The sequence below is a fragment of the Kribbella sp. NPDC004536 genome, assembly GCF_042873835.1.
Taxonomy (GTDB): domain Bacteria; phylum Actinomycetota; class Actinomycetes; order Propionibacteriales; family Kribbellaceae; genus Kribbella.
The window spans coordinates 1-19,891 of record NZ_JBIALY010000001.1; the positions used below are offsets into that span (position 1 = coordinate 1).

Here is a 19,891-nt window from a genome sequence, read left to right on the forward strand (position 1 = left end):
GGCCTTACCGCTCGACTTGCATGTGTTAAGCACGCCGCCAGCGTTCGTCCTGAGCCAGGATCAAACTCTCCGTTGAAATCTATATGTCAACCACAACAGAGCTGTGGATAACAGACTACTTTGAGTAGATCCTTTGAACATCAGAAACAAAACCATCACTGGCTTGTCATCCGTAAATATTTCAAAGGAATCCACCCACAGACAACAACCATCCCACACCCAACCCAGAAAACCCGGGGGGCTAGGATCGTCATCTAATGCCTGTGGACAGGGTTAATGCATCTTTCGGCATTGACTTTCGGCACGCTGTTGAGTTCTCAAGAATCGGACGCACACCGCAGCTTGGCCTTGCAGCCAGGCTCCCGGGGCAACCTGCGTTACTCTACCGGATCAGATCCACCGGGTCAAGTCCCAGTTTTTCTCGATCCGCACCCGCGTCTTGCTGGCCGACCCGAGTCCGAAGACGCGTTCCGGCTGAGCTAGCCTTTGGGGGTTTTGGAAGGTCCGGCCGCTTTCGCGTCCCGCGCTCGCTTCCAACAAGAAGAACATTACGTGGCTCCCAGGTGGCCGGTCAAATCGGCTCCCGGTGGGCTGAATCACAGGCTTGTAATTTGCCTTCGGCAACCCGGATGTGGGAGTGGAGGCCACTCCCACCCGCGAGCTGCGGCGATCCGTCAGCCCTGCGCCGGCGAGGCCAGAACCCCCGCAAATGAACGCTTCCCGCGCCTCAGTACGAGGACGCCACCGGGCAGCAGGTCGTCCGCCGCCGGTACGTACTCCGCGTCCTTCACCTTCTCGTTGTTCAGGTACGCGCCGCCCTCGGCCACCGTCCGCCGGGCCGCCGACTTGCTCGCGACCAGACCGGACTTCACCAAGAGGTCGCCGTACGTCGGCATCTGTTCACCTGCCCCCAGCTCCACGTGCGGTGCCTCGCGCAATGCGGCGACGAGCGTGGAGCCGTCCAGCGACCCCAACTCCCCCTGACCGAACAACGCCCTCGACGCTTCCTGCACTCGCCGGGTCTCCTCGGCTCCATGCACCAGTGTCGTGACGTCCTCCGCGAGCACCCGTTGCGCCTCTCGCGCCTGGGGGCGTTCTGCAGTCGCCTGCTCCAGCGCGGCGATCTCCTCCGCGGTCCGGAACGTGTAGAACCGCACCAGCTGCATCACGTCGCGGTCGTCGGTGTTGAACCAGAACTGGTAGAACGCGTACGGCGTCGTCAGCTCGCGGTCCAGCCACACCGTGCCGGACTCGGTCTTCCCGAACTTGGTCCCGTCCGCCTTGGTGACCAGTGGGGTCGCCAGTGCGTGCGCCTTGCCCTGATCAGTACGGCGGATGAGCTCCACGCCGGCGGTCAGGTTGCCCCATTGGTCGCTACCGCCTGTCTGCAGCGTGCAGTTGTGCCGCCTGTACAGCTCGAGGAAGTCCAGCGACTGCAGTAGTACGTAGCTGAACTCCGTGTAGCTGATCCCCTGTTCCAGCCGCGCCTTCACCACCTCACGGCCGAGCATGCGGTTCACCGGGAAGTGCTTCCCGATGTCCCGCAGGAAGTCGAGCGTGTTGAGGTCCTTGGTCCAGTCGTAGTTGTTGACGATCCGGGCCGGGTTCGGCAGCGACGGGTCGAAGTCGACGAACTTCTCCACCTGGGAGCGCACGCGCTCCACCCACTCGTGGACGACGTCCTTCGGGTTCAGCACCCGCTCCGACGTCTCCTTGGGATCGCCGATCAACCCGGTGGCGCCGCCGACGAGCCCGATCGGGTTGTGGCCGGCCAGCTGGAGCCGCCGCAGCGTCAGCAGCTGCAGCAGGTTCCCCATGTGCAGGCTGGGCGCGGTGGGGTCGAAACCGACATAGGAGGTGATCGGCCCGGCCGCCATCGAGGCCCGGAGTGCGTCCGGATCGGTCGAGTGGGCGATCAGGCCACGGCTCTCCAGGTCGTCAAGCACCTGAGTGCGGCGTTCGGTCACTAGTTCTCTCCTCGAGTACGTCGGTCACTACTAGTGTCCTGTACGGCGAGAACTGGCCGATCAGGTGGTCTCAGGACGCGCTAGCACCGAACGCAGTTGTGGACGGAGCGCATGCCCGTCAGGGCCCTGCACTGTGACAGCGGTGGGCCGGTGTGGGTCGTGGGCGCCAGGGTCCGCGTTCGGCACGGGTAGACCGTGCGAGAGCACCTGCTCGGCCGGGGTCAGCTGGCGGATGCCAATGGCGAGCACATGGTCCGGGTGGCTCTGTGCGAAGTCGCCGTACAACTGCGGGTCGTGCTGGCCGTCGTCGCCGATCAGCACCCACCGTACGTTCGGGAACTCGCGGGCCAGCCGGCGCAGGGCGGTCCGCTTGTGCTCCTGCCCGCTACGGAACCACCCGGTGTTCGTAGGCCCCCAGTCCGTCATCAGCAACGGTCCCGGCGGGTACCCGTGCCGCGCGAAGAAGCGTGTCAACGTCGGAGCGGTGTTCCACGCGCCGGTGGACAGGTAGAACATCGGAGCACCAGGGTGGTCCGCCAGGAGCTCTTCGTACAGCCCGGCCATTCCTGGTACGACGCGGCGCGCCTGCTCGTCCCGGACGAACGTGTTCCAGGCGGCGATCATCGGCCGCGGCAGCATCGTCAGGATCACGGTGTCGTCGATGTCGCTGACCAGACCGAACGTCGCGTCGGGGTCCGGCACGAAGATCCGGGCCCGTGCCTGCCGATCGCCGTGTACGCCCAGGAGAATCTCGTGCCACCCCGGCGGCAGCACCACCGGCACGGTGAGGTCGATGAACCCACCGCGATCGGTGAGCGCCTCGAACGTCTGCCCGCTCACGGTGACCGTCACCGGCACCTTCACCGCCGGCGCCGTGACGAACGCGCGCCAGCCACGCACCACCTGGTCCTCGTCGTACCGCGGCTGGTTGCGTGGGTCCCGGCCGAGCACGACCCGCGCGAGGACCCGGACGAACTCGGTGTTGCCGTAACCGACCTGCGGGATGATCCGCTCCTGCCAGCCACGCCGCCGCAACACGGCCTGCACCCCGACGTTGAACCAGTCCTCGAGACGGGATGCGTAGTGCGGACGGGCCATACCAGAAACCTACCCGGAGCACGGGCCGCTAGTCGTCCTCCCCCGCGGTGCGTGGACACCTTTGACCCAGCGTTCACAAACTGTCCGAACCACCACCTACCGTCTACCCATGACCGCTCTCGGAATGTGCTTCCCACGGACCTATCCGGCCGCGCTCGTCACCGATGTCGCGCGGCGCCTCGACCGCGGTGGCGCGGACGGGCTCTGGATCATCGAGGACTGCTTCTACACCGCCGGTCCGTCGCTGGTGTCGGCCGCGCTGACGTCGACCGAGCGGCTGACCGTCGGGCTCGGGATCGTGCCGGCGGTGGTGCGTACGGCTGCCGTGACCGCGATGGAGTTCGCGACGCTGGCGGCGCTCGGGCCGGGGCGGTTCCTGCCCGGGATCGGTCATGGGGTGCAGTCCTGGATGGGACAGATGGGCGTCCGGCCGAAGTCGCCGCTGACGACGCTCGAGGAGGTCACCACGACCGTCACCAGGTTGCTGCGAGGTGAAGAGGTGAGCTTCGAGGGCAAAGCGGTGTACCTCGACAAGGTGAAGCTCGACGCGCCGCCGGCCGAGGTCCCGCCGATCCTGCTCGGCGTGCAGGGGCCGAAGTCGATGGCGCTCGCGGGCCGGGTCGCGAACGGTGTCGTGCTCGCGGAGCCGGCCACCGCGCTGTACGTACGGCAGTCGGTGGAGTACGCCGGATCGCCCGACGGGTTCGTGGTGGCGACGTTCACGGCGATGTGCGTACGGGACGACCGGAAGGCGGCGTACGAGTGGACCGCGCCGTGGCTCGGTTGGCGGATCGCCGACCGGGCGCCGCAGCTGACCGCGTTGCCGTTCTTCGACGATCTGAAGGCGCTGTACGACGCGGGTGGCGAGGCCGCGCTGGTCGGGATGCCGCGCGACTGGTGGACCGCGATCGGCGCGATCGGGACGCTCGAGGACGCGGCCGTGCACCTCGACGGGCTGGAGGCGGCCGGGGTGGATCATGTCGGGTTGTTCCCGGATCCGGAGGTGGAGCACGGGCTGCCGCAGCTGGACTACGTGCTCGAGCTCACCAACCGCTAAGCGCGCTTCTTCGGGACGTGGGGGCGGTACGGGGAGACCGTGGGGTCGTTCGGGATCCAGAAGCGCCACGGGCGGTCGGCGGCTTCGCGGAGGCCGACGCGCGGGCCGGTGGCCGGTACGCCGTCGTACCCGGAGCCGTTCAGGAGCTGGATGGGCGAGTCCTTGGACAGCAGGTCGATGCCGTTGCCGTCACGTCCGATGCCCAGCGCAACACACAGGCGGGCCGGGCCGCGGGCGAGGTCGCGGTCCGGGTTCGCGGCGGGGCGTTTGGTCGTGGGACCCGGGCGCACCTGGTTGAAGACGGACTTCTGGGGCGCAGGCTGGCCGCGGCGGATGCGGGCCAGTTCGAGGCCTTCGATGACCTCGCCGGCTCGGAGCAGTACGGCGGAGGGTTTGCTGTCGGGGCCGACGACAACGTTCATGCAGAAGTGCATGCCGTACGTGAAGTACACGTACAGGAACCCGGGCGGGCCGAACATCACCGCGTTCCGCGGAGTCTCCCCGCGGTAGGCGTGCGACCCCGGATCGTTCGGCCCGTCGTACGCCTCGACCTCGGTCAGCCGTACGGCGACAGTTCCCTCGTCGGTGGTGCTGCGCAACACCGTCCCGAGAAGCTTCGGCGCCACCTCGAGCACAGGACCAGCCAGAACTGAACGCCGCATGCGCAGCACCCTAAGCGAGACGGGTGGCGTGTTCCTCTGCACGGGTGCGGAGTTCGGTCAGCTGGGACTCGACCTGGGGTTGGGCTGTGCCGCCGCGGGTGTTGCGGGAGGCCAGGGAACCTTGGACGGTGAGGACCGAGCGGACCTCGGGGGTCAGTTCAGGGGAGATTGCGGCCAGGTCTTCGTCGGAGAGGTCCCAGAGTTCGATGCCGCGCTTCTCGCAGGCCTGGACGCAGGCGCCGGCCAGTTCGTGGGCGACGCGGAACGGGACCTTCTGACGCACCAGCCACTCGGCGATGTCGGTGGCGAGCGAGAAGCCCTGCGGAGCCAGCTCCGCCAAGCGGGCGGAGTTGAAGCGCAGCGTCCGGATCATCCCGGTGAACGCGGGCAGCAGCACCTCGAGGGTGTCGATGGAGTCGAAGACCGGCTCCTTGTCCTCCTGCAGGTCCCGGTTGTACGCGAGCGGCTGCGCCTTCAGCGTCGCGAGCAGGCCGCTGAGGTTGCCGATCAGCCGGCCGGCCTTGCCGCGGGCGAGTTCGGCGATGTCCGGGTTCTTCTTCTGCGGCATGATGCTCGACCCGGTCGAGAACGCGTCGTCCAGCTCGACGAAACCGAACTCCTTCGTCGCCCAGATGATCACCTCCTCGGCCTGCCGGGACAGGTCGACGCCGATCTGCGCCAGCACGAACGCGAACTCCGCGACGAAGTCCCGCGACGACGTCCCGTCGATCGAGTTCGCCGACGAGTTCGTGAAGCCGAGTTCCCGAGCCACAAAGACCGGATCCAGCCCCAGCGAGCTGCCGGCCAGCGCACCCGAGCCGTACGGCGAATCCGCCGCGACGCGGGCGTCCCAGTCGGCGAGCCGGTCGAGGTCGCGGATCAACGGCCACGCGTGCGCGAGCAGGTGGTGGGAGAGCAGTACGGGCTGCGCGTGCTGCAGGTGCGTGCGACCTGGCATGGCCACGCCGAGGTGCTGTGCGGCCTGGTCCGCCAGCACGTTGATCTGGTCGAGCACGAGCCGCCCGATGATCCGCGCGTGCTCGCGCAGATATGCCTTGTAGAGCGTCGCGACCTGGTCGTTGCGGGACCGGCCGGCGCGCAGCCGGCCGCCGAGCTCGGCACCGAGCCGCATCAACAGGCCGTGCTCGAGCGCCGTGTGTACGTCCTCGTCCTCCGGCGCCGGAAGGAACTCCCCGGAGAGTACGTCGGCCAGCAGCCCGTCAAGACCCGCCAGCATCGCGGCCAGGTCCTCGTCGGTCAGCAGACCGGCGCGGTGCAGTACCTTCGCGTGCGCCTTCGATCCGGCGATGTCGTACGGCGCCAGCCGCCAGTCGAAGTCCGTGGACTTGCTCAGCGCCGCCAGCGCGTCGGCTGGGCCACCGGAGAAGCGGGCGCCCCAGAGAGCTGAGTCCCGGGCGGCGTTCTGTGCACTACTCACAACAACTTCCTCTACTTCGGTTCGGAGCGGGCGGCGAGGGACAGGAAGCGGGCGGCCAGGGCCTGCCCGCCGGTGGGGTTGCGGGAGACGACCATGACGGTGTCGTCGCCGGCGATGGTGCCGAGAACGTCGTCCAGTCCCACGTGGTCGATCGCCGACGCGAAGTACTGGGCCGCTCCCGGCGGGGTTCGCAGGATCACCAGGTTGGCGCTGCCCTCCGCGGACACCAGGAGCTCGGACGCGACCCGGGCCAGCCGCGCCTCGAAGGCGGCCGCCTCGCCGGCGCGCGGCGTACGGTCGCCGCCTTCACCCGGTACGGCGTACACGAGCTGGCCGGACGAGTCGCGGACCTTCACCGCACCGATCTCGACCAGGTCCCGCGAGAGCGTCGCCTGCCCGACCACCAGACCGGACGCGGCCAGCAGATCGGCCAGCTCGGTCTGCGACCGCACGGGCTGCCGCCCGAGCAGGTCTACGATCCGCTGCTGCCGAGCGGTCTTGGTAGTCGGTACGGCGATACTCATCCACGTCCTCGCTTCGCTCCGGGCGCGGATGAGGCACGAAGAACGCTGTGCTTGATGATGAACTCGCTGCGCTCGTTCATGCGTCAAAACTCCTTGCCAGCAGCCATGACAGCAGCGCCTTCTGCGCGTGCAGCCGGTTCTCGGCCTCGTCCCAGACGACCGACTGCGGGCCGTCGATCACGGCCGCCTCGATCTCCTTGCCACGATAGGCGGGCAGGCAGTGCAACACGATCGCATCCGGCTTCGCCTTGCCGAGGAGTTGCTCGGTGACGGCGTACGGCACGAACGGCGCCTCCCGCGAAGCCGCCTCGGCCTCCTGCCCCATCGACACCCAGGTGTCGGTGGCAACGACATCGGCACCGTCCACGGCGGCGGCCGCGTCCGCGGTCCACACCGCCGATCCACCCGTCGAGGAAGCGATCTCCGCGGCCCGCGCCAGCACCGCCGGATCAGGCTGGTACTCGGCCGGCGATCCGATCACGACATGCATGCCCGCGGTCGCGCCGCCGAGCAGGTACGAGTGCGCCATGTTGTTCGCGCCGTCGCCGAGGTACACGAGCTTCAGCCCGGCCGTCGCGCCCTTGTGCTGCCGTACGGTCTGCAGGTCCGCGAGGATCTGGCACGGGTGGAACTCGTCGGTCAGCGCGTTGATCACCGGTACCGACGACGCGCCGGCCATCTCCTCGATCCGGTTCTGCCCGGACGTCCGCCAGACGATCGCCGCGACCTGCCGGTCGAGCACCCGCGCGGTGTCCGCGATCGGCTCGCCGCGGCCCATTTGCGACGTCTGCGCGTCGATGATCAGCGGCGAACCGCCGAGCTCCGCGATCCCGACCGCGAACGAGATCCGCGTCCGGGTCGACGTCTTGTCGAAGATCACGGCCACGGTCTTCGGCCCGGCCAGAGGCTGGTGGGCAAGACGGTCCCCGGCCAGCTGCGCGGCCAGCGTGAGTACCTCGTCCTGTTCGACCGGCAACAGGTCGTCGTCCCGCAGGAAGTGCCGCACCATCAGATCTCCACCTTGTCGAGCAGCCCGGGGAGGGCCGCGACGAAACTGTCCGCATCAGCCTTGCTGAGGATGTACGGCGGCGCCAGCCGCAACGCGTCCGGGATCGGGTTGTTCACCACGAACCCGGCCTCCAGCGCGAGCGCCGCGACCTGGTCCGACACCGGCTTGGTCAGCTGGATCGCAAGCAGCAGCCCGCGCCCGCGGACGCCCGCGATCAACTGGTGGTCGAGCCCGATCACCGACGACGCGAGGTGGTTGCCGACGGCATTCACCTGGTCGAGCAGGCCGTCGCGTTCGATCACGGTCAGTACGGCGAGCCCGGCGATCGCCGCGACCGGGTTGCCGCCGAACGTGGTCCCGTGGTTCCCCGGCTGCAGCAGGTCCGCGGCCGTACCGAGCCCGATGCACGCACCGACCGGGATGCCCGCGCCGAGTCCCTTCGCGACGGTCACCAGGTCCGGGGTGATCCCGTCCTGCTCGAAAGCGAACCAGGTCCCGGTCCGCCCGATCCCGGTCTGGATCTCGTCGATCCACAGCAGCGCGCCGTGCTCGGACGTGATCCGCCGCGCGGCCTGCAGGTATCCGGCCGGTGGTACGACGACACCGTTCTCGCCCTGGATCGGTTCGAGGACCACCGCCGCGGTCTGATCGTCGACGGCGGCGGCCAGCGCCTCGGCGTCGCCGTACGGCACGAACTCGACGTCGCCGGGTAGTGGCGCGAACGCCTCCCGGTATGCCGGTTTCCAGGTGATCGCGAGCGCGCCCATCGACCGTCCGTGGAACGCCCCGATCGTCGAGACGATCTTGCGACGGCCGGTGCGCCGGGTGATCTTGAACGCGGCCTCGTTCGCCTCGGTGCCGGAGTTCGTGAAGAACACCTTGCCCGGGACCTCGAACAGACCGAGCAGCTTCTCGGCCAGCGCGATCTGTGGCGCGGACGCGAAGAAGTTCGAGACGTGGCCGAGGGTGGCGAGCTGCGAGGTGACCGCAGACACCACGAACGGATGTGCGTGGCCGAGGCAGTTGACCGCGAGCCCGCCGAGAAGGTCGAGGTACTTGTTGCCGTCGGCATCCCACAGGTACGCACCCTCGCCGCGGACGAGGACACGCTTCGGCTCCCCGAACGTATTCATCAGCGCGTTCGAGTAACGAGAAGTGAGCGCGGCTTGGGTGCCGTCGACGGTGAGCAGTTCGGTCATGAGGGGATCACCTGGGTTCCACTTCCTGCGTCGGTGAAGATCTCCAGCAGCAACGAATGCGGCACCCGGCCGTCGATCACGGTGGCCCGGGACACGCCCGACTCGACCGCGCGCAGGCAGGCCTCCATCTTCGGCACCATGCCGGACGCGAGCGTCGGCAGCAGTTCGGCGAGTTCGTCGGTGTCGATCTGGGTGATGATCTCGTCGCTGTCCGGCCAGTTCCGGTACAGCCCGGCGACGTCGGTGAGTACGACGAGCTTCTCGGCCCCGAGCGCCGACGCCAGCGCGGCAGCCGCGGTGTCGGCGTTCACGTTGTGCGCCTGGCCGTCCTCGTCCGGCGCGATCGTCGACACCACCGGGATCCGGCCCGCGTCGATCAGGTCGACCACCGCCTCCGGCCGGACCTCGACCACGTCGCCGACCAGCCCGATGTCGACCTGCTCGCCGTCCACGAGCGCGGTCCGGCGCTCGGCGGTGAACAGCCCCGCGTCCTCGCCGGACATGCCGACCGCGAACGGGCCGTGCGCGTTCAGCAGGCCGACCAGTTCCCGGCCGACCTTGCCGACCAGGACCATGCCGACGACGTCCATCGCCTCGGGCGTGGTGACCCGGAGCCCGCCGCGGAACTCGCTGTCGATCCCGAGCCGGCCGAGCATGTCGCTGATCTGCGGTCCGCCGCCGTGCACCACGACGACCCGGACCCCGGCGTACCGGAGGAACACGATGTCCTCCGCGAACGCACGCTTGAGCTTCTCGTCGATCATGGCGTTGCCGCCGTACTTCACCACGACGGTCTTGCCGTGGAACTGCTTCAACCAGGGCAGGGCCTCGGTGAGGACCGCGGCCTTCTCGACGGCATCCATCATGAGGAGTACGCCGAGTTCTCTTCGACGTACGCGTGCGAGAGGTCCGTGGTGAGAACCGTCGCGGACGCGGGACCGGCGTGCAGGTCGATGACCACGTCGATCTCGAGTCCGCTCAGGTCGGCCTCGGAGCGGTCGACGCCCTTGCCGCCGGCGACACAGATGGCCGCGCCGTTCAGGGTGATGTCGAGCAGCGCGGGGTCGAACGCCGTCGGAGCGTTGCCGACCGCCATCGCGATCCGGCCCCAGTTCGGGTCGGAGGCGAAGAACGCGGTCTTGCACAGGTTGTCCTCGGCAACGATCTTGGCGGCGGCCAGTGCCTCCGCCTCGGACGCCGCGCCCTGCACGGTGATGCTCACATGCTTGGTGACGCCCTCCGCGTCCGCCTGCAACTGCTTCACCAGGTCAGCAGCCAGTGCGGTCAGCGCGGCCTCGAACGCCTCGGGCGTGACGCTCACCCCGGAGGCGCCGGAGCTGAGCAGCAGTACGGTGTCGTTGGTCGACGTACCGCCGTCGACGTCGAGCCGGTTGAACGTCTTGCCGACCGCGTTCCGGAGCGCGTGGTCGAGGTGCGGCTGGTCCAGTACGGCGTCGGTGGTGAGGACGCTCAGCATCGTCGCCATGTTCGGCGCGCACATGCCCGCGCCCTTCGCGAAGCCGCCGATGCTCCACCCGTCCGGGTGCTTCACCGCGGCCTGCTTCGGCACGTTGTCGGTCGTCATCACCGCAGTCGCCGCCGCCAGCCCCGCCTCAGCACTATCCCCCAGAGCGGCAACAGCCTGATCGATCCCAGGAATCAGAACATCCATAGGAAGTCGCTCACCGATCAACCCGGTGGAACATACGCCGATCTGCGCAGCGCCGACGCCCAGTACCGCAGCTAGTTTCTCGGCAGTCTGGTGAGTGTCCTGAAATCCTTCCGGCCCAGTGCAGGCATTAGCACCACCGGAGTTGAGCACCACAGCCTTCAAGGCACCCGCGGTGAGGACCTGCTGCGACCACAGCACCGGTGCGGCCTTCACCTTGTTCGTGGTGAATACGCCTGCGGCGACGTCGTGCGGGCCGTCGTTCACGACCACGGTGAGGTCCGGTGTGCCGGCTGGTTTGATCCCGGCGATCACTCCGGCCGCGCGGAAACCCGCCGGCGCGGTGACCCCGGCGCTCCGATCGACTTGAGTGTCCGGGGTGACAACTGTCGTCACGGGGCTACTCCTACGAGGGGCAGGGCCAGGGTCTCGTCGAGACCGATGGCCAGGTTCATGCACTGCACGGCGGCGCCGGCGGTGCCCTTGGTGAGGTTGTCCATCGCGGCCACGATGACGGCGCGGCCGGTCCGCTGGTCGAGGGCGACCTGGAGTTGCACGGTGTTCGCCCCGAGGGTGGCCTGCGTCTGCGGCCACTGTCCCTCGGGCAGGAGGTGGATGAACGGCTCGTCGCCGTACGCGTCCTCATACGCCTGCCGCAACGCCGCGTAGTCGGCGCCGTCAGCAACCGGTGCGCTGCAGGTCGCCAGAATGCCGCGGGCCATCGGCGCGAGTACGGGCGTGAACGACACGCTCACGGGCTGCGCGGCGTACGGCGTGAGGTTCTGCTCGATCTCCGGGGTGTGCCGGTGGACGCCGCCGACGCCGTACGCCGAGGCCGAACCCATCACCTCCGCACCGAGCAGATGCGCCTTCGGGGCCTTGCCCGCGCCCGACGTACCGCTGACCGCGACGACCACGAGCTGGCCGGGGTCGACGAGCCCGTGCTGTACGGCAGGCAGCAACGCCAGCGTGGAGACCGTCGGATAACAACCCGGTACGGCGACCCGGCTCGAACCACGGAGCTTGTCCCGTTGACCGGGCAGCTCCGGGAGCCCGTACGGCCAGGAGCCTGCATGCTGGCCGCCGTAGAACTCGACCCACGCCTCGGCCTCGGTCAGCCGGAAGTCCGCGCCGCAGTCGATCACGGTGACGTCCTCGCCGAGCTGCTCGGCGATTCCGGCGGACTGTCCGTGCGGCAGGGCCAGGAACACCACGTCGTGACCGGCGAGAGCCTCCGCCGAGGTCTCGACCAGGATGCGCCCGGCCAGCGGCACGAGGTGCGGGTGGTGCACACCGAGCGCCGTACCGGCGTTCCCGCCGGCGGTCAGGGCGCCGATCTCGACCCCGGGGTGGCTGCTCAGCAACCGGAGCAGCTCGCCCCCCGCATATCCGCTGGCACCGGCCACCGCCACCTTCACGCTCATGTGAATGAGTATGCCATGATCCGGATGAATATCCAACAGCTGCTCATCCACTGCGCATGTCACAAACAGTAGGCCGCGCGTGTCCTGGGGTGGACGACGACCTTGGAGGACGGATGGCGCGGATCGAGTTGGAGCACAGGCGGACCTGGTTCGTACGGCTGGCGGAGTGGGGCAGCCGGCGTAAGTACGGCCAGGCGCTGGAGCCCGGGAAGGCGGCGCTGCACAACCGGCGGGTGCTGACCACGATGTTGCTGATGGAGGGGTCGGCCGGGCGCTGGAACAAGCTGGCCCCGGACCTGAAGGCGCTCGCGGTGATGGTGACGTCGGCCCGGATCGGGTGCAGCTGGTGCATCGACTTCGGGTACTGGGAGTTCCATCACCAGGGTGTCGACCAGGCCAAGCTGCGGGATGTGCCAGGGTGGCGGGACAGTGACGTCTACTCGGATCTGGAGCGCGCGGTGATGGACTACGCCGAAGCGATGACGGCGACCCCGCCGGAGGTCACCGACGAGCAGGTCGAGCGCTTGCGGGCGGACCTCTCCGACGAGCAGCTGGTCGAACTCACTGCGCTCGTTTCGCTGGAGAACTACCGCTCCCGGACGAACGCGGCGCTCGGGCTGACCAGTCAGGGCTTCAAGGAGTCCTGCGAACTGAGGCCGGTGCAGTGACCGAGGAACAGCTCGCCGCGGAGTTCGCCGAGCACCGCCAGGTACTCGTCGGCGCCGCGTACCGCGTGGTCGGGAGCGTGAGCGACGCGGAGGACGTGGTCCAGGAGGCGTGGCTGCGGTGGACCGGGGTCGACCACGACGAGGTGCGTGACGTACGCGCATACCTGATCCGGATCACCACCCGGCTGGCCCTCAACAAGCTCCGCGAACAGAAGGCGCGGCGGGAGTCGTACGTCGGCCCGTGGCTGCCCGAACCGCTCGCCGTCGATGACGACGACCCGGCCGCGGCGGTCGAACTCGCGGACTCCGTCAGCATGGCGATGCTCGTCGTACTCGAGACGCTGTCCCCGCTCGAGCGGGCCACGTTCGTACTGCGGGAGGTCTTCGAGCTGCCGTACGACGAGATCGCGGAGACGCTCGGGCGGTCCGAGTCCGCCGTACGGCAGCTCGCGCACCGCGCCCGCGAGCACGTGCACGCGCGGCAGCCGCGGCACCGCGTGGACAAGGCGCGGCACGACGAGTTGACGATGCGGTTCATGCAGGCCGCCGGGACCGGCGACTTCGACCAGGTGGTCGCGTTGCTCGCGCCGGACGCCGTACTGATCAGCGACGGCGGCGGCAAGAAGCGTGCGGCGCTGCGACCGATCCACGGCGCGGAGAAGATCGCCCGGTGGCTGTTCGCGGTGCTCGCGGACAACCCGACGTTCGAGATCCGGATGGGCAGGCTGAACGGCGAGGTCGCGTTCATCGCGTACGACGGCGACGTGCCGGACACGGTCGCCTTCCTGGAGACCAGCGACGGCGCGATCAGCGAGCTGTACCTGATCCGGAACCCGGACAAGCTGGGCCGCGTGCCGGTGGTCGAGCCGTAGACTATCTGCAACTCAGTCGCAGATGGAGGCGCGGTGAAGTATCTGGTGGCGGACCCGGACGAGGCACTCGATCCGGGGTTGCGGGCGGACCTGCTGGACACCTGGGTGGCCGCGACCAACGCGGGCGGTGCGGTCGGGTACACGCCGCCCGCGCCGGTGGACCTGGTCGCGGAGAACCTCGACGGCGCGCTCGGCCGGGTCGCGGCCGGGCTGGATCTGCTCGGGGTGCTGCACAACGGCGAGCGGTACGTCGGGATGGGCATGCTGGTGTCGCGTGGAAGCGCGCTGCAGGCGCACTGGCGGACGGTGCTGCGGGTGATGGTTCATCCGGAGTACCAGGGCAACGGTTCCGGGCGGTTGCTGATGGAGGGACTGCGGGGGTCCGCGGTCGACCTCGGCCTCGAGCAGTTGCAGCTGACGATCCGCGGTGGCCTCGGCCTGGAGCACTTCTACGGGCCGCTCGGCTACCGCGTCGTCGGCACGCATCCGCGCGCGATCCGCGTCGCCCCGAACGACTACCGCGACGAGCTCATGCTGGTGAAGGACTTGTAGTTCACCGTCGAGTTCGAGCAAGTATTACCAGGGTGGCGCCGAGCGCGGCCAGCAGGACGCCGAGGGTGAGGACGACCGGTGGTGGGCCGCCGGTTGGGGGTAGGTCGGCGCGGTTGTAGGTCTGGGGTTGCTCGACGGGTTGGGCGCCGACGGTGAACTTGACGGGGGCGGCGGTCGCTCCGGCGGATTCGTAGGTCATCGTCGCGGTGCCGGTGAACGCGGCGACCGGTTTGAGCGTGACCGTGCCGTCGGTGCCGACCGACCAGGTGCCCGCGCTGGTCGTGACGTGCTTCGTGCACGAGTCCGTCGTACGGAGGCAGACCGAGCTCGGCTTGATCGTGCCGCTGTCGTTCAGCAACGGGTTGACCGTGACGGGGTTGCCCGGCGTGCCGGTAGCGCTGTCCGGTGCCGCCTTCGCGAGCAGCGGACCGGCGACGGTGACGTCGAGCAGGGCGGTGTCCGACGTACCGTTCCCGTCGGTGACCCGGTACACGAGCGCCCGGGTCGTACCGACGAAGCCCTTCACCGGCGTGTACGTGACGGTGCCGTCGCCGACGACGAAGCTGCCTTCGCGCGGGACGGTGACCGACTTCTTCTCCTGACCGTCGGCCGGATCGCGCAGTACGACGGAATCGGTGCGGAGCGGCGCCGACGGGTCGCCTGGCTTGTCGTTCTTCAGCACGTCGACGGTAATCGGAGTTCCGAACGGGGTCTCGGCGCTGTCGTCGGCGATCACCGGGCGGACCGGGTCGACCGTGACGGTGATCGTCGAGCGGGCCGCGTTCTGGTTCGAGTCCTTCACCTCGTACGCCACCGGTCGTGCCGTCCCGGAGAAGGCCGGCTCCGGCGTGAAAGTGACCTTGCCGTTGGCAACCACGTACGTACCCTCGGCCGGCGTGCTGACCTGATTGATCAGCGAGTCGTCCGCCCCGACGAGCAGCAGCGAGTCGGGGTCGAGCTTGGCGCCCGGGCCCGGCTTGTCGTTCGCGAGCGGATCGATCGTCACAGCGACGTGCTGCTTGGTCCGCTCGGAGTCCGGCACCGCGACCGGCCGCGCCTGCACCGTCACGGTCAGCATGCCGGAACCGAGCGTGCCGTTGCGGTCGGCAACCTGGTACCCGACCGGGACCGCGACGCCCGCGTACCCGTCGATCGGCGCGAACCGGATCGTGCCGGCCGGCTGCACGGTGAACGTCCCCTCCCCCGGCACGACGAGCGCGGACAGCGGGCCACCGTTCACCGGGTCGATCAGCTGGACGTTTGTCAACGGAGCACTCGGATCACCCGGGCTGTCGTTCGCCAGTACATCGACTACCAGAGCGGTCTCGTACGGCGTACTCGCGACGTCGTCCTTGATCACCGGGCCGACCGGCGCGACTGTCACCGTGACGGACGCGCCGGCGAGGTTCCCGGTCGAGTCCCGCACCCGGTACGCGACCGACACGACACCGCGGTACGCCGGTTCTGGGTCGAACGTGATCTTCCCGGCCTTCACGGTGAACGTGCCCTGCCCCGGAACGGTTGCCGTCGGCCCCCACGTCGCGCCGTACACCTGCAGCGACGCCGGGTCGAGCTGCGCGCCGGTCCCGGGCTGGTCGTTCGTGAGCGGATCGACGGTCACCGTGACGTTCTGCTTGGTGTCGACCGAGTCCCCGACAGCCTTCGGTCCAGTGCCGACCGTCACCAGCAGCAGGCCTTCCGCGGTCGTGCCGTTGGCATCGGCGATCCGATACGTCGTCGGCGTCGTTACGCCCTGGAACCCCTTGGCCGGCGTGAACTTCACCCCGCCGTACGCGTCGACCGCGTACGTCCCCTCACCGACGCGCGTCAGCGTCTTGCCGTACTTCCCGTTCGCGTCCTTCACCACGACACTGCCCGGCGCGAGCGGCGCCGACGGGTCGCCGGGCTTGTCGTTCGCCAGCACGTTGACGGTGATCGCATGCCCGTACGGCGTGACCGCCGAGTCGTCGACGGCCACCGGGTTCACCGGCACGACGGTCATGGTCAACGTCGCCGCGGCGTGGTTGCCGTCCGAGTCGGCGACGCGATACGTGATCGGCTGCGCCTTGCCTCGGAAGGCCGGCAGCGGGTCGAACTCGATCGCTCCGCTCGGCTGGACCGCGTAGGTGCCCTCGCGCGGAACGGTCACCTGCTTCGCGGATCCGTTCAGGACGACCGATCCGGGCTCCAGCGTCGCATCGGTTCCCGGGCGGTCGTTGGAGAGCACGTTGATCGTCACGGTCACGTTCTGCAGCGTGGAGCCGGTGTCCGCGACCGCGATCGGCGGCTGCCCGACGGTGACGGTCAACCGGGCGGTCGTCTTGGTCCCGTTCGTGTCGGCCACCTGGTACGTCAACGGCGTGCCCGGACCGCGGAACGTCGCGGCGGGATCGAACCGGATCGCTCCGCCGTCCACGCCGTACGTGCCCTCGTTCAGGATCCGTACTGCTTCCTTCGCCAGCCCGTCCGCCGGATCGATCAGCTGCAGGCTGCCCGGTACGAGCGGGGCCGTCGGGTCGCCCGGCTTGTCGTTGCCGAGCACGCTCACCGTGACTGTCTTGTCGTACGGCGTCCGCGCGGTGTCGTCGGCCGCGACCGGAGTGATCGGCGCGATCGTCACGGTGATCGTCGAGCGCGCGGTCTGCCCGAACTCGTCGGAGATCCGGTACGTGACCTTGGTCGCCGAACCCGTGAACGTCGGCAGGGGGTCGACCGTGATCGTGCCGTCGGGGTTGACCTGGTAGACGGCCTGCCCCGGGATCTTCACCAGCTTCTTCAGCGCTCCGTCGGCCGGATCGACCAACGTGAGGCTGCGCGGGTCGAGCACCGTGCCGACGCCGGGGAGGTCATTCGCCAGCGGGCTCAGCCGGACCGGGAGGTTCTGCTTGCCGGTGACCGTGTCGGGTTCGGCGGTCGGCGGCGCGGGCTTCGCGACGGTGACAGTCAGCCTCGCGGAGGTCGTCGTACCGTTCACATCCGCGACCCGGTACGTGACCGGGGCCGCGGTGCCGGCGAACTTCGGCGCCGGGGCGACCTGGATCGTGCCGTCCGCGGTCGTCGTGTACTTCGCCTGCCCGGGGACGACGAGCGTTGCCGTCGGCAGTTTCGTCGCCGGGTCGATCAGCCGTACGGTGCTCGGCACCAACGGGACGGACGGGTCGCCGGCGTCGTCGTTGGCGAGCACGGGCACCGTGACGTCGGTGTCGTACGCCGTGCCCGCGGTGTCGTCGGCCGCGTCCGGCTGAACCTTCGTCACACGAACCGTCAGGGTCGACCTACCGACCGCACCGTTGCCGTCGGCAACCTGGTAGCCGACCGGGGTCGCCGTACCGCTGAACGTCGGCAGTGGGTCGAACAGCACCTTGCCGTCGTCCTTGACCACATACTTGCCTTGGCCGGCGATCACGAGCGAGAGCACGGGCTGGGTCGCGGACAGCAGGCGTACGCTGCCGGGCTTCAACGGAGCTCCTGTTGGTCCCGGCTTGTCGTTGTCGAGGACGGCGACCACCACACTGCGTCCCTGCAGGGTGGTGATCGAGTCCGGGTTCGCGACCGGCGGGCCGGGCGCTGCGACGGAGACCGTGAGCTCGGCGCGCGCCGCGGTGCCGTTCTTGTCGAGCACTTGGTACGTGATCGGCGTACCCACACCGGTGAAGCCGTGCAGGGGGTCGAAGATGACCTTGCCGGCGGCGGCGACGTACGTGCCCTGGTGCGGGATCGTCAGCTTGTCGACAGGCTGCTTGGTGACAGGGTCGATCAGCCGCAGCGTCGACGGTACGAGCGGGGCGTCCGGCGAACCTGGCAGATCGTTGTCGAGCACCGGGACGACCACGTCGGTGTCGAACGCTGTCGAGACCGAGTCACCGTTGGCCGTCGGGGTCACCGGGGTGACCGTGACCGTGAGCGTGGACTCCGCGGTCTGGTGCGTGGTGTCGGTGACGCGGTAGCCGATCGACGTACCGACACCGGTGAACCGCGGTACCGGTACGAAGTCCACGCCGCCGTCGGGCTTCACGACGTACTCGCCCTCGCCGGCGATCACGACCTTCTTCTTGAACGCCGCGTCCGCCGGATCACGCAGTACGACGGAGCCCGGGACGAGTTGCACGCCCGCGGCCGCGTGGTCGTTGGCGAGCGGCTTCACGCTCACGCTGGTGTTCTGCGGCATCGACACGGTGTCGGGCACGGCGACCGGGTGATCCGGGAGCGACACGGTTACGGTCAGCTTCGCAGTCGCCGCCGCACCGTTGCTGTCGGCAACGCGGTAGGTGACAGGTTTCGCCGGGCCGACGAACCCCGGGACCGGCTCGACCCGGATCGTGCCGTCGGTGCCGGCAACGTATTTCGCCTGGCCGACGACGTTGACCATCTGTACGCACGTCTGATCATCGACGATGCACAACGTGCTGGGAACGAGCTGCGCGGCCGGATCGCCGGGCTTGTCGTTCGCGAGCACCTTGACCACGACCGGAGTGTTGAAGGCCGTCGTCGCGACGTCGTCGGTCAGCACCGGCGGGGGCGGCGGCGTGATCGCGAACGGGTAGTCCTCGACCTCGCCGGCATCGGCCGCACCGGCCGGCTTCTCGACCTGCGCGGTGTTGTACCCGACCCGCACCCGCGCGTACGACGCCCCTGCCTTCGGCGCGATCTCGGCCCACCGCAACGTCACCATCGTCTGCCCGGCCGCGAACGAGGCACACGCCCGCTCGCCCGGATCGAACGAACCGTTGACGTTGAAGTCGATCCATCCACAAGCACGTCCGGCCTTCGACGTACCCGCGTGCTGCAGATCGGCCGAGTACGAGGTCTTACCGGTGTGCAGCGGCTTGAAGACGACTCCGTCATCGCCCTGATCCGGGACCACCGGGCCAGTCGTCCCGTTCGCAACGGCCGCGTTGTCCTCGGTGACGGTCCTGCCGAGTTGTACGTCGCTCAGCACCGACCACGCGGCGCCGTACGACGAGGGCGCATCGCCGAAATCCTCCGGCGCCGTCGCGACGATCGAGAACGCGTCGCCGGACGAACCGTTGTTCAGCGCGGGCAACTTCGGGTGCTTCGTGAACATCGCGGAGAGGCCGAAGCTGACCTTCGTGACGACGCCGTTCACCCGGACCGAACCGCACGCGGCCGTCGCGGAGGTGTCCAGTCCGGAAGGAGACTTGGTGTTGACGCAGTTCGGGCCGGTGTCGTGATTCGCGGCCGTGATCGTGTCGCTGGTGACGGCGAGGTTGTTGCCCTGGCCGAGCTTGGTCAGGCTGACGCCCGCGGTGGTGAGCTTCAGGATCGAATGCAGTTCGGACTGCGCGACCGTACGCCCGCTGACCGTCCGGGTCACCGAGCCGCCGAGCCCGCCGACGTGCAGGACAGGGTTGCGTACGGGCTGCGAGAACGCGATCGTCAGCGTGCCGCGGTCACCGCAGCCTCCGGTGGACGCGCAGTCGCCGGTGTCCACCACGACGTCCTGCGCGGGCGTGTTCGTCCCGATCGCGGGCTGGTACGTGGTCGGCCCGCTCCCGCGAAAGCCGGCCGTGGTCGGATCGCCGAGCTCGGTCGACCCACTCACGGTGATCGTCTGCCGCAGTCCGCTCCCCGGCATCACCGTGGTCGCCGCTGCGGTGAAGGGCGCGGTCGGGACCTCGTAGGCGTTGGCTGCAAGAGTGCCGAGGCTCAGCAGGCCGGTGACAAGAAGAATGGCCCCCGGTCGGGTTGCCCGCATGTGTCCAGCCCTCCCGAGCAATCACAAGAAACTGCT

Annotated in this window: 15 protein-coding genes and 1 rRNA gene; 4 read left to right on the forward strand and 12 right to left on the reverse strand. The window is 68.9% G+C overall.

Annotated features, from left to right (window positions below):
- From ACFYRU_RS00005 to ACFYRU_RS00015, 3 genes are all read right to left on the reverse strand, one after another.
- Positions 1-76: ribosomal RNA gene (locus ACFYRU_RS00005) — 16S ribosomal RNA — on the reverse strand; the annotation flags it as partial.
- Between the two features lie 598 nt (positions 77-674).
- Positions 675-1,967 carry a tyrosine--tRNA ligase gene (tyrS, locus tag ACFYRU_RS00010; protein WP_387651051.1) on the reverse strand — a complete coding sequence of 431 codons (1,293 nt, stop codon included), beginning with the start codon at positions 1,965-1,967 and terminating at the stop codon, positions 675-677.
- A gap of 60 nt (positions 1,968-2,027) precedes the next feature.
- Complete coding sequence (locus ACFYRU_RS00015; protein WP_387651053.1) at positions 2,028-3,065, reverse strand: App1 family protein; 1,038 nt, start codon at positions 3,063-3,065, stop codon at positions 2,028-2,030.
- A gap of 109 nt (positions 3,066-3,174) precedes the next feature.
- Here ACFYRU_RS00015 and ACFYRU_RS00020 point away from each other — a divergent pair, with 109 nt between their 5' ends.
- Positions 3,175-4,122, forward strand: coding sequence for an LLM class flavin-dependent oxidoreductase (locus tag ACFYRU_RS00020; protein WP_387651056.1), 948 nt, complete (start codon positions 3,175-3,177; stop codon positions 4,120-4,122).
- Here the strand turns inward: ACFYRU_RS00020 and ACFYRU_RS00025 are convergent.
- The 8 genes from ACFYRU_RS00025 to argC all read right to left on the reverse strand — a co-directional run bounded on the left by ACFYRU_RS00025 (position 4,119) and on the right by argC (position 12,047).
- The gene (locus ACFYRU_RS00025; protein ID WP_387651058.1) at positions 4,119-4,784 is read right to left on the reverse strand and encodes a DNA-3-methyladenine glycosylase; all 666 of its coding nucleotides are present in this window, start codon (positions 4,782-4,784) and stop codon (positions 4,119-4,121) included. The genes ACFYRU_RS00020 and ACFYRU_RS00025 overlap by 4 nt on opposite strands.
- Before the next feature lie 10 nt (positions 4,785-4,794).
- Complete coding sequence (argH, locus tag ACFYRU_RS00030; protein WP_387651060.1) at positions 4,795-6,222, reverse strand: argininosuccinate lyase; 1,428 nt, start codon at positions 6,220-6,222, stop codon at positions 4,795-4,797.
- A gap of 11 nt (positions 6,223-6,233) precedes the next feature.
- The gene (locus tag ACFYRU_RS00035; protein WP_387651063.1) at positions 6,234-6,746 is read right to left on the reverse strand and encodes an arginine repressor; all 513 of its coding nucleotides are present in this window, start codon (positions 6,744-6,746) and stop codon (positions 6,234-6,236) included.
- A 76-nt stretch (positions 6,747-6,822) separates the two neighbouring features.
- Positions 6,823-7,755, reverse strand: coding sequence for an ornithine carbamoyltransferase (argF, locus tag ACFYRU_RS00040; protein WP_387651066.1), 933 nt, complete (start codon positions 7,753-7,755; stop codon positions 6,823-6,825).
- On the reverse strand, positions 7,755-8,954 hold the full coding sequence (locus tag ACFYRU_RS00045; RefSeq protein ID WP_387651068.1) for an acetylornithine transaminase: 1,200 nt from the start codon (positions 8,952-8,954) through the stop codon (positions 7,755-7,757). Before ACFYRU_RS00045 ends, argF begins: the two co-directional genes overlap by 1 nt.
- Positions 8,951-9,820: an acetylglutamate kinase gene (gene argB / locus ACFYRU_RS00050; protein WP_387651070.1), complete on the reverse strand. Its 870-nt coding sequence runs from the start codon at positions 9,818-9,820 to the stop codon at positions 8,951-8,953. The genes ACFYRU_RS00045 and argB overlap by 4 nt, the downstream gene beginning before the upstream one ends.
- Positions 9,817-11,019 carry a bifunctional glutamate N-acetyltransferase/amino-acid acetyltransferase ArgJ gene (argJ, locus tag ACFYRU_RS00055; RefSeq protein ID WP_387651073.1) on the reverse strand — a complete coding sequence of 401 codons (1,203 nt, stop codon included), beginning with the start codon at positions 11,017-11,019 and terminating at the stop codon, positions 9,817-9,819. The genes argB and argJ overlap by 4 nt, the downstream gene beginning before the upstream one ends.
- Positions 11,016-12,047, reverse strand: coding sequence for an N-acetyl-gamma-glutamyl-phosphate reductase (gene argC, locus ACFYRU_RS00060; RefSeq protein ID WP_387651075.1), 1,032 nt, complete (start codon positions 12,045-12,047; stop codon positions 11,016-11,018). Before argC ends, argJ begins: the two co-directional genes overlap by 4 nt.
- Before the next feature lie 113 nt (positions 12,048-12,160).
- Between argC and ACFYRU_RS00065 the strand changes: the two genes are divergently transcribed.
- The 3 genes from ACFYRU_RS00065 to ACFYRU_RS00075 are packed head-to-tail and all read left to right on the forward strand — an operon-like array spanning position 12,161 to position 14,139.
- Entirely contained in the window at positions 12,161-12,715 is a 555-nt protein-coding gene (locus ACFYRU_RS00065) for a carboxymuconolactone decarboxylase family protein (protein WP_387651077.1), read from the forward strand.
- A complete protein-coding gene (locus ACFYRU_RS00070) occupies positions 12,712-13,587 on the forward strand; it encodes an RNA polymerase sigma-70 factor (protein WP_387651079.1) in 876 nt (291 codons plus the stop codon). The genes ACFYRU_RS00065 and ACFYRU_RS00070 overlap by 4 nt, the downstream gene beginning before the upstream one ends.
- 33 nt (positions 13,588-13,620) lie before the next feature.
- Positions 13,621-14,139 (forward strand): GNAT family N-acetyltransferase, encoded by a 519-nt coding sequence (locus tag ACFYRU_RS00075; protein ID WP_387651081.1) that lies wholly within the window; start codon positions 13,621-13,623, stop codon positions 14,137-14,139.
- 1 nt (position 14,140) lies between these two features.
- Here ACFYRU_RS00075 and ACFYRU_RS00080 read toward each other — a convergent pair whose 3' ends face one another.
- Positions 14,141-19,855, reverse strand: coding sequence for an Ig-like domain-containing protein (locus tag ACFYRU_RS00080; RefSeq protein ID WP_387651084.1), 5,715 nt, complete (start codon positions 19,853-19,855; stop codon positions 14,141-14,143).
- Positions 19,856-19,891: the final 36 nt, after the last annotated feature.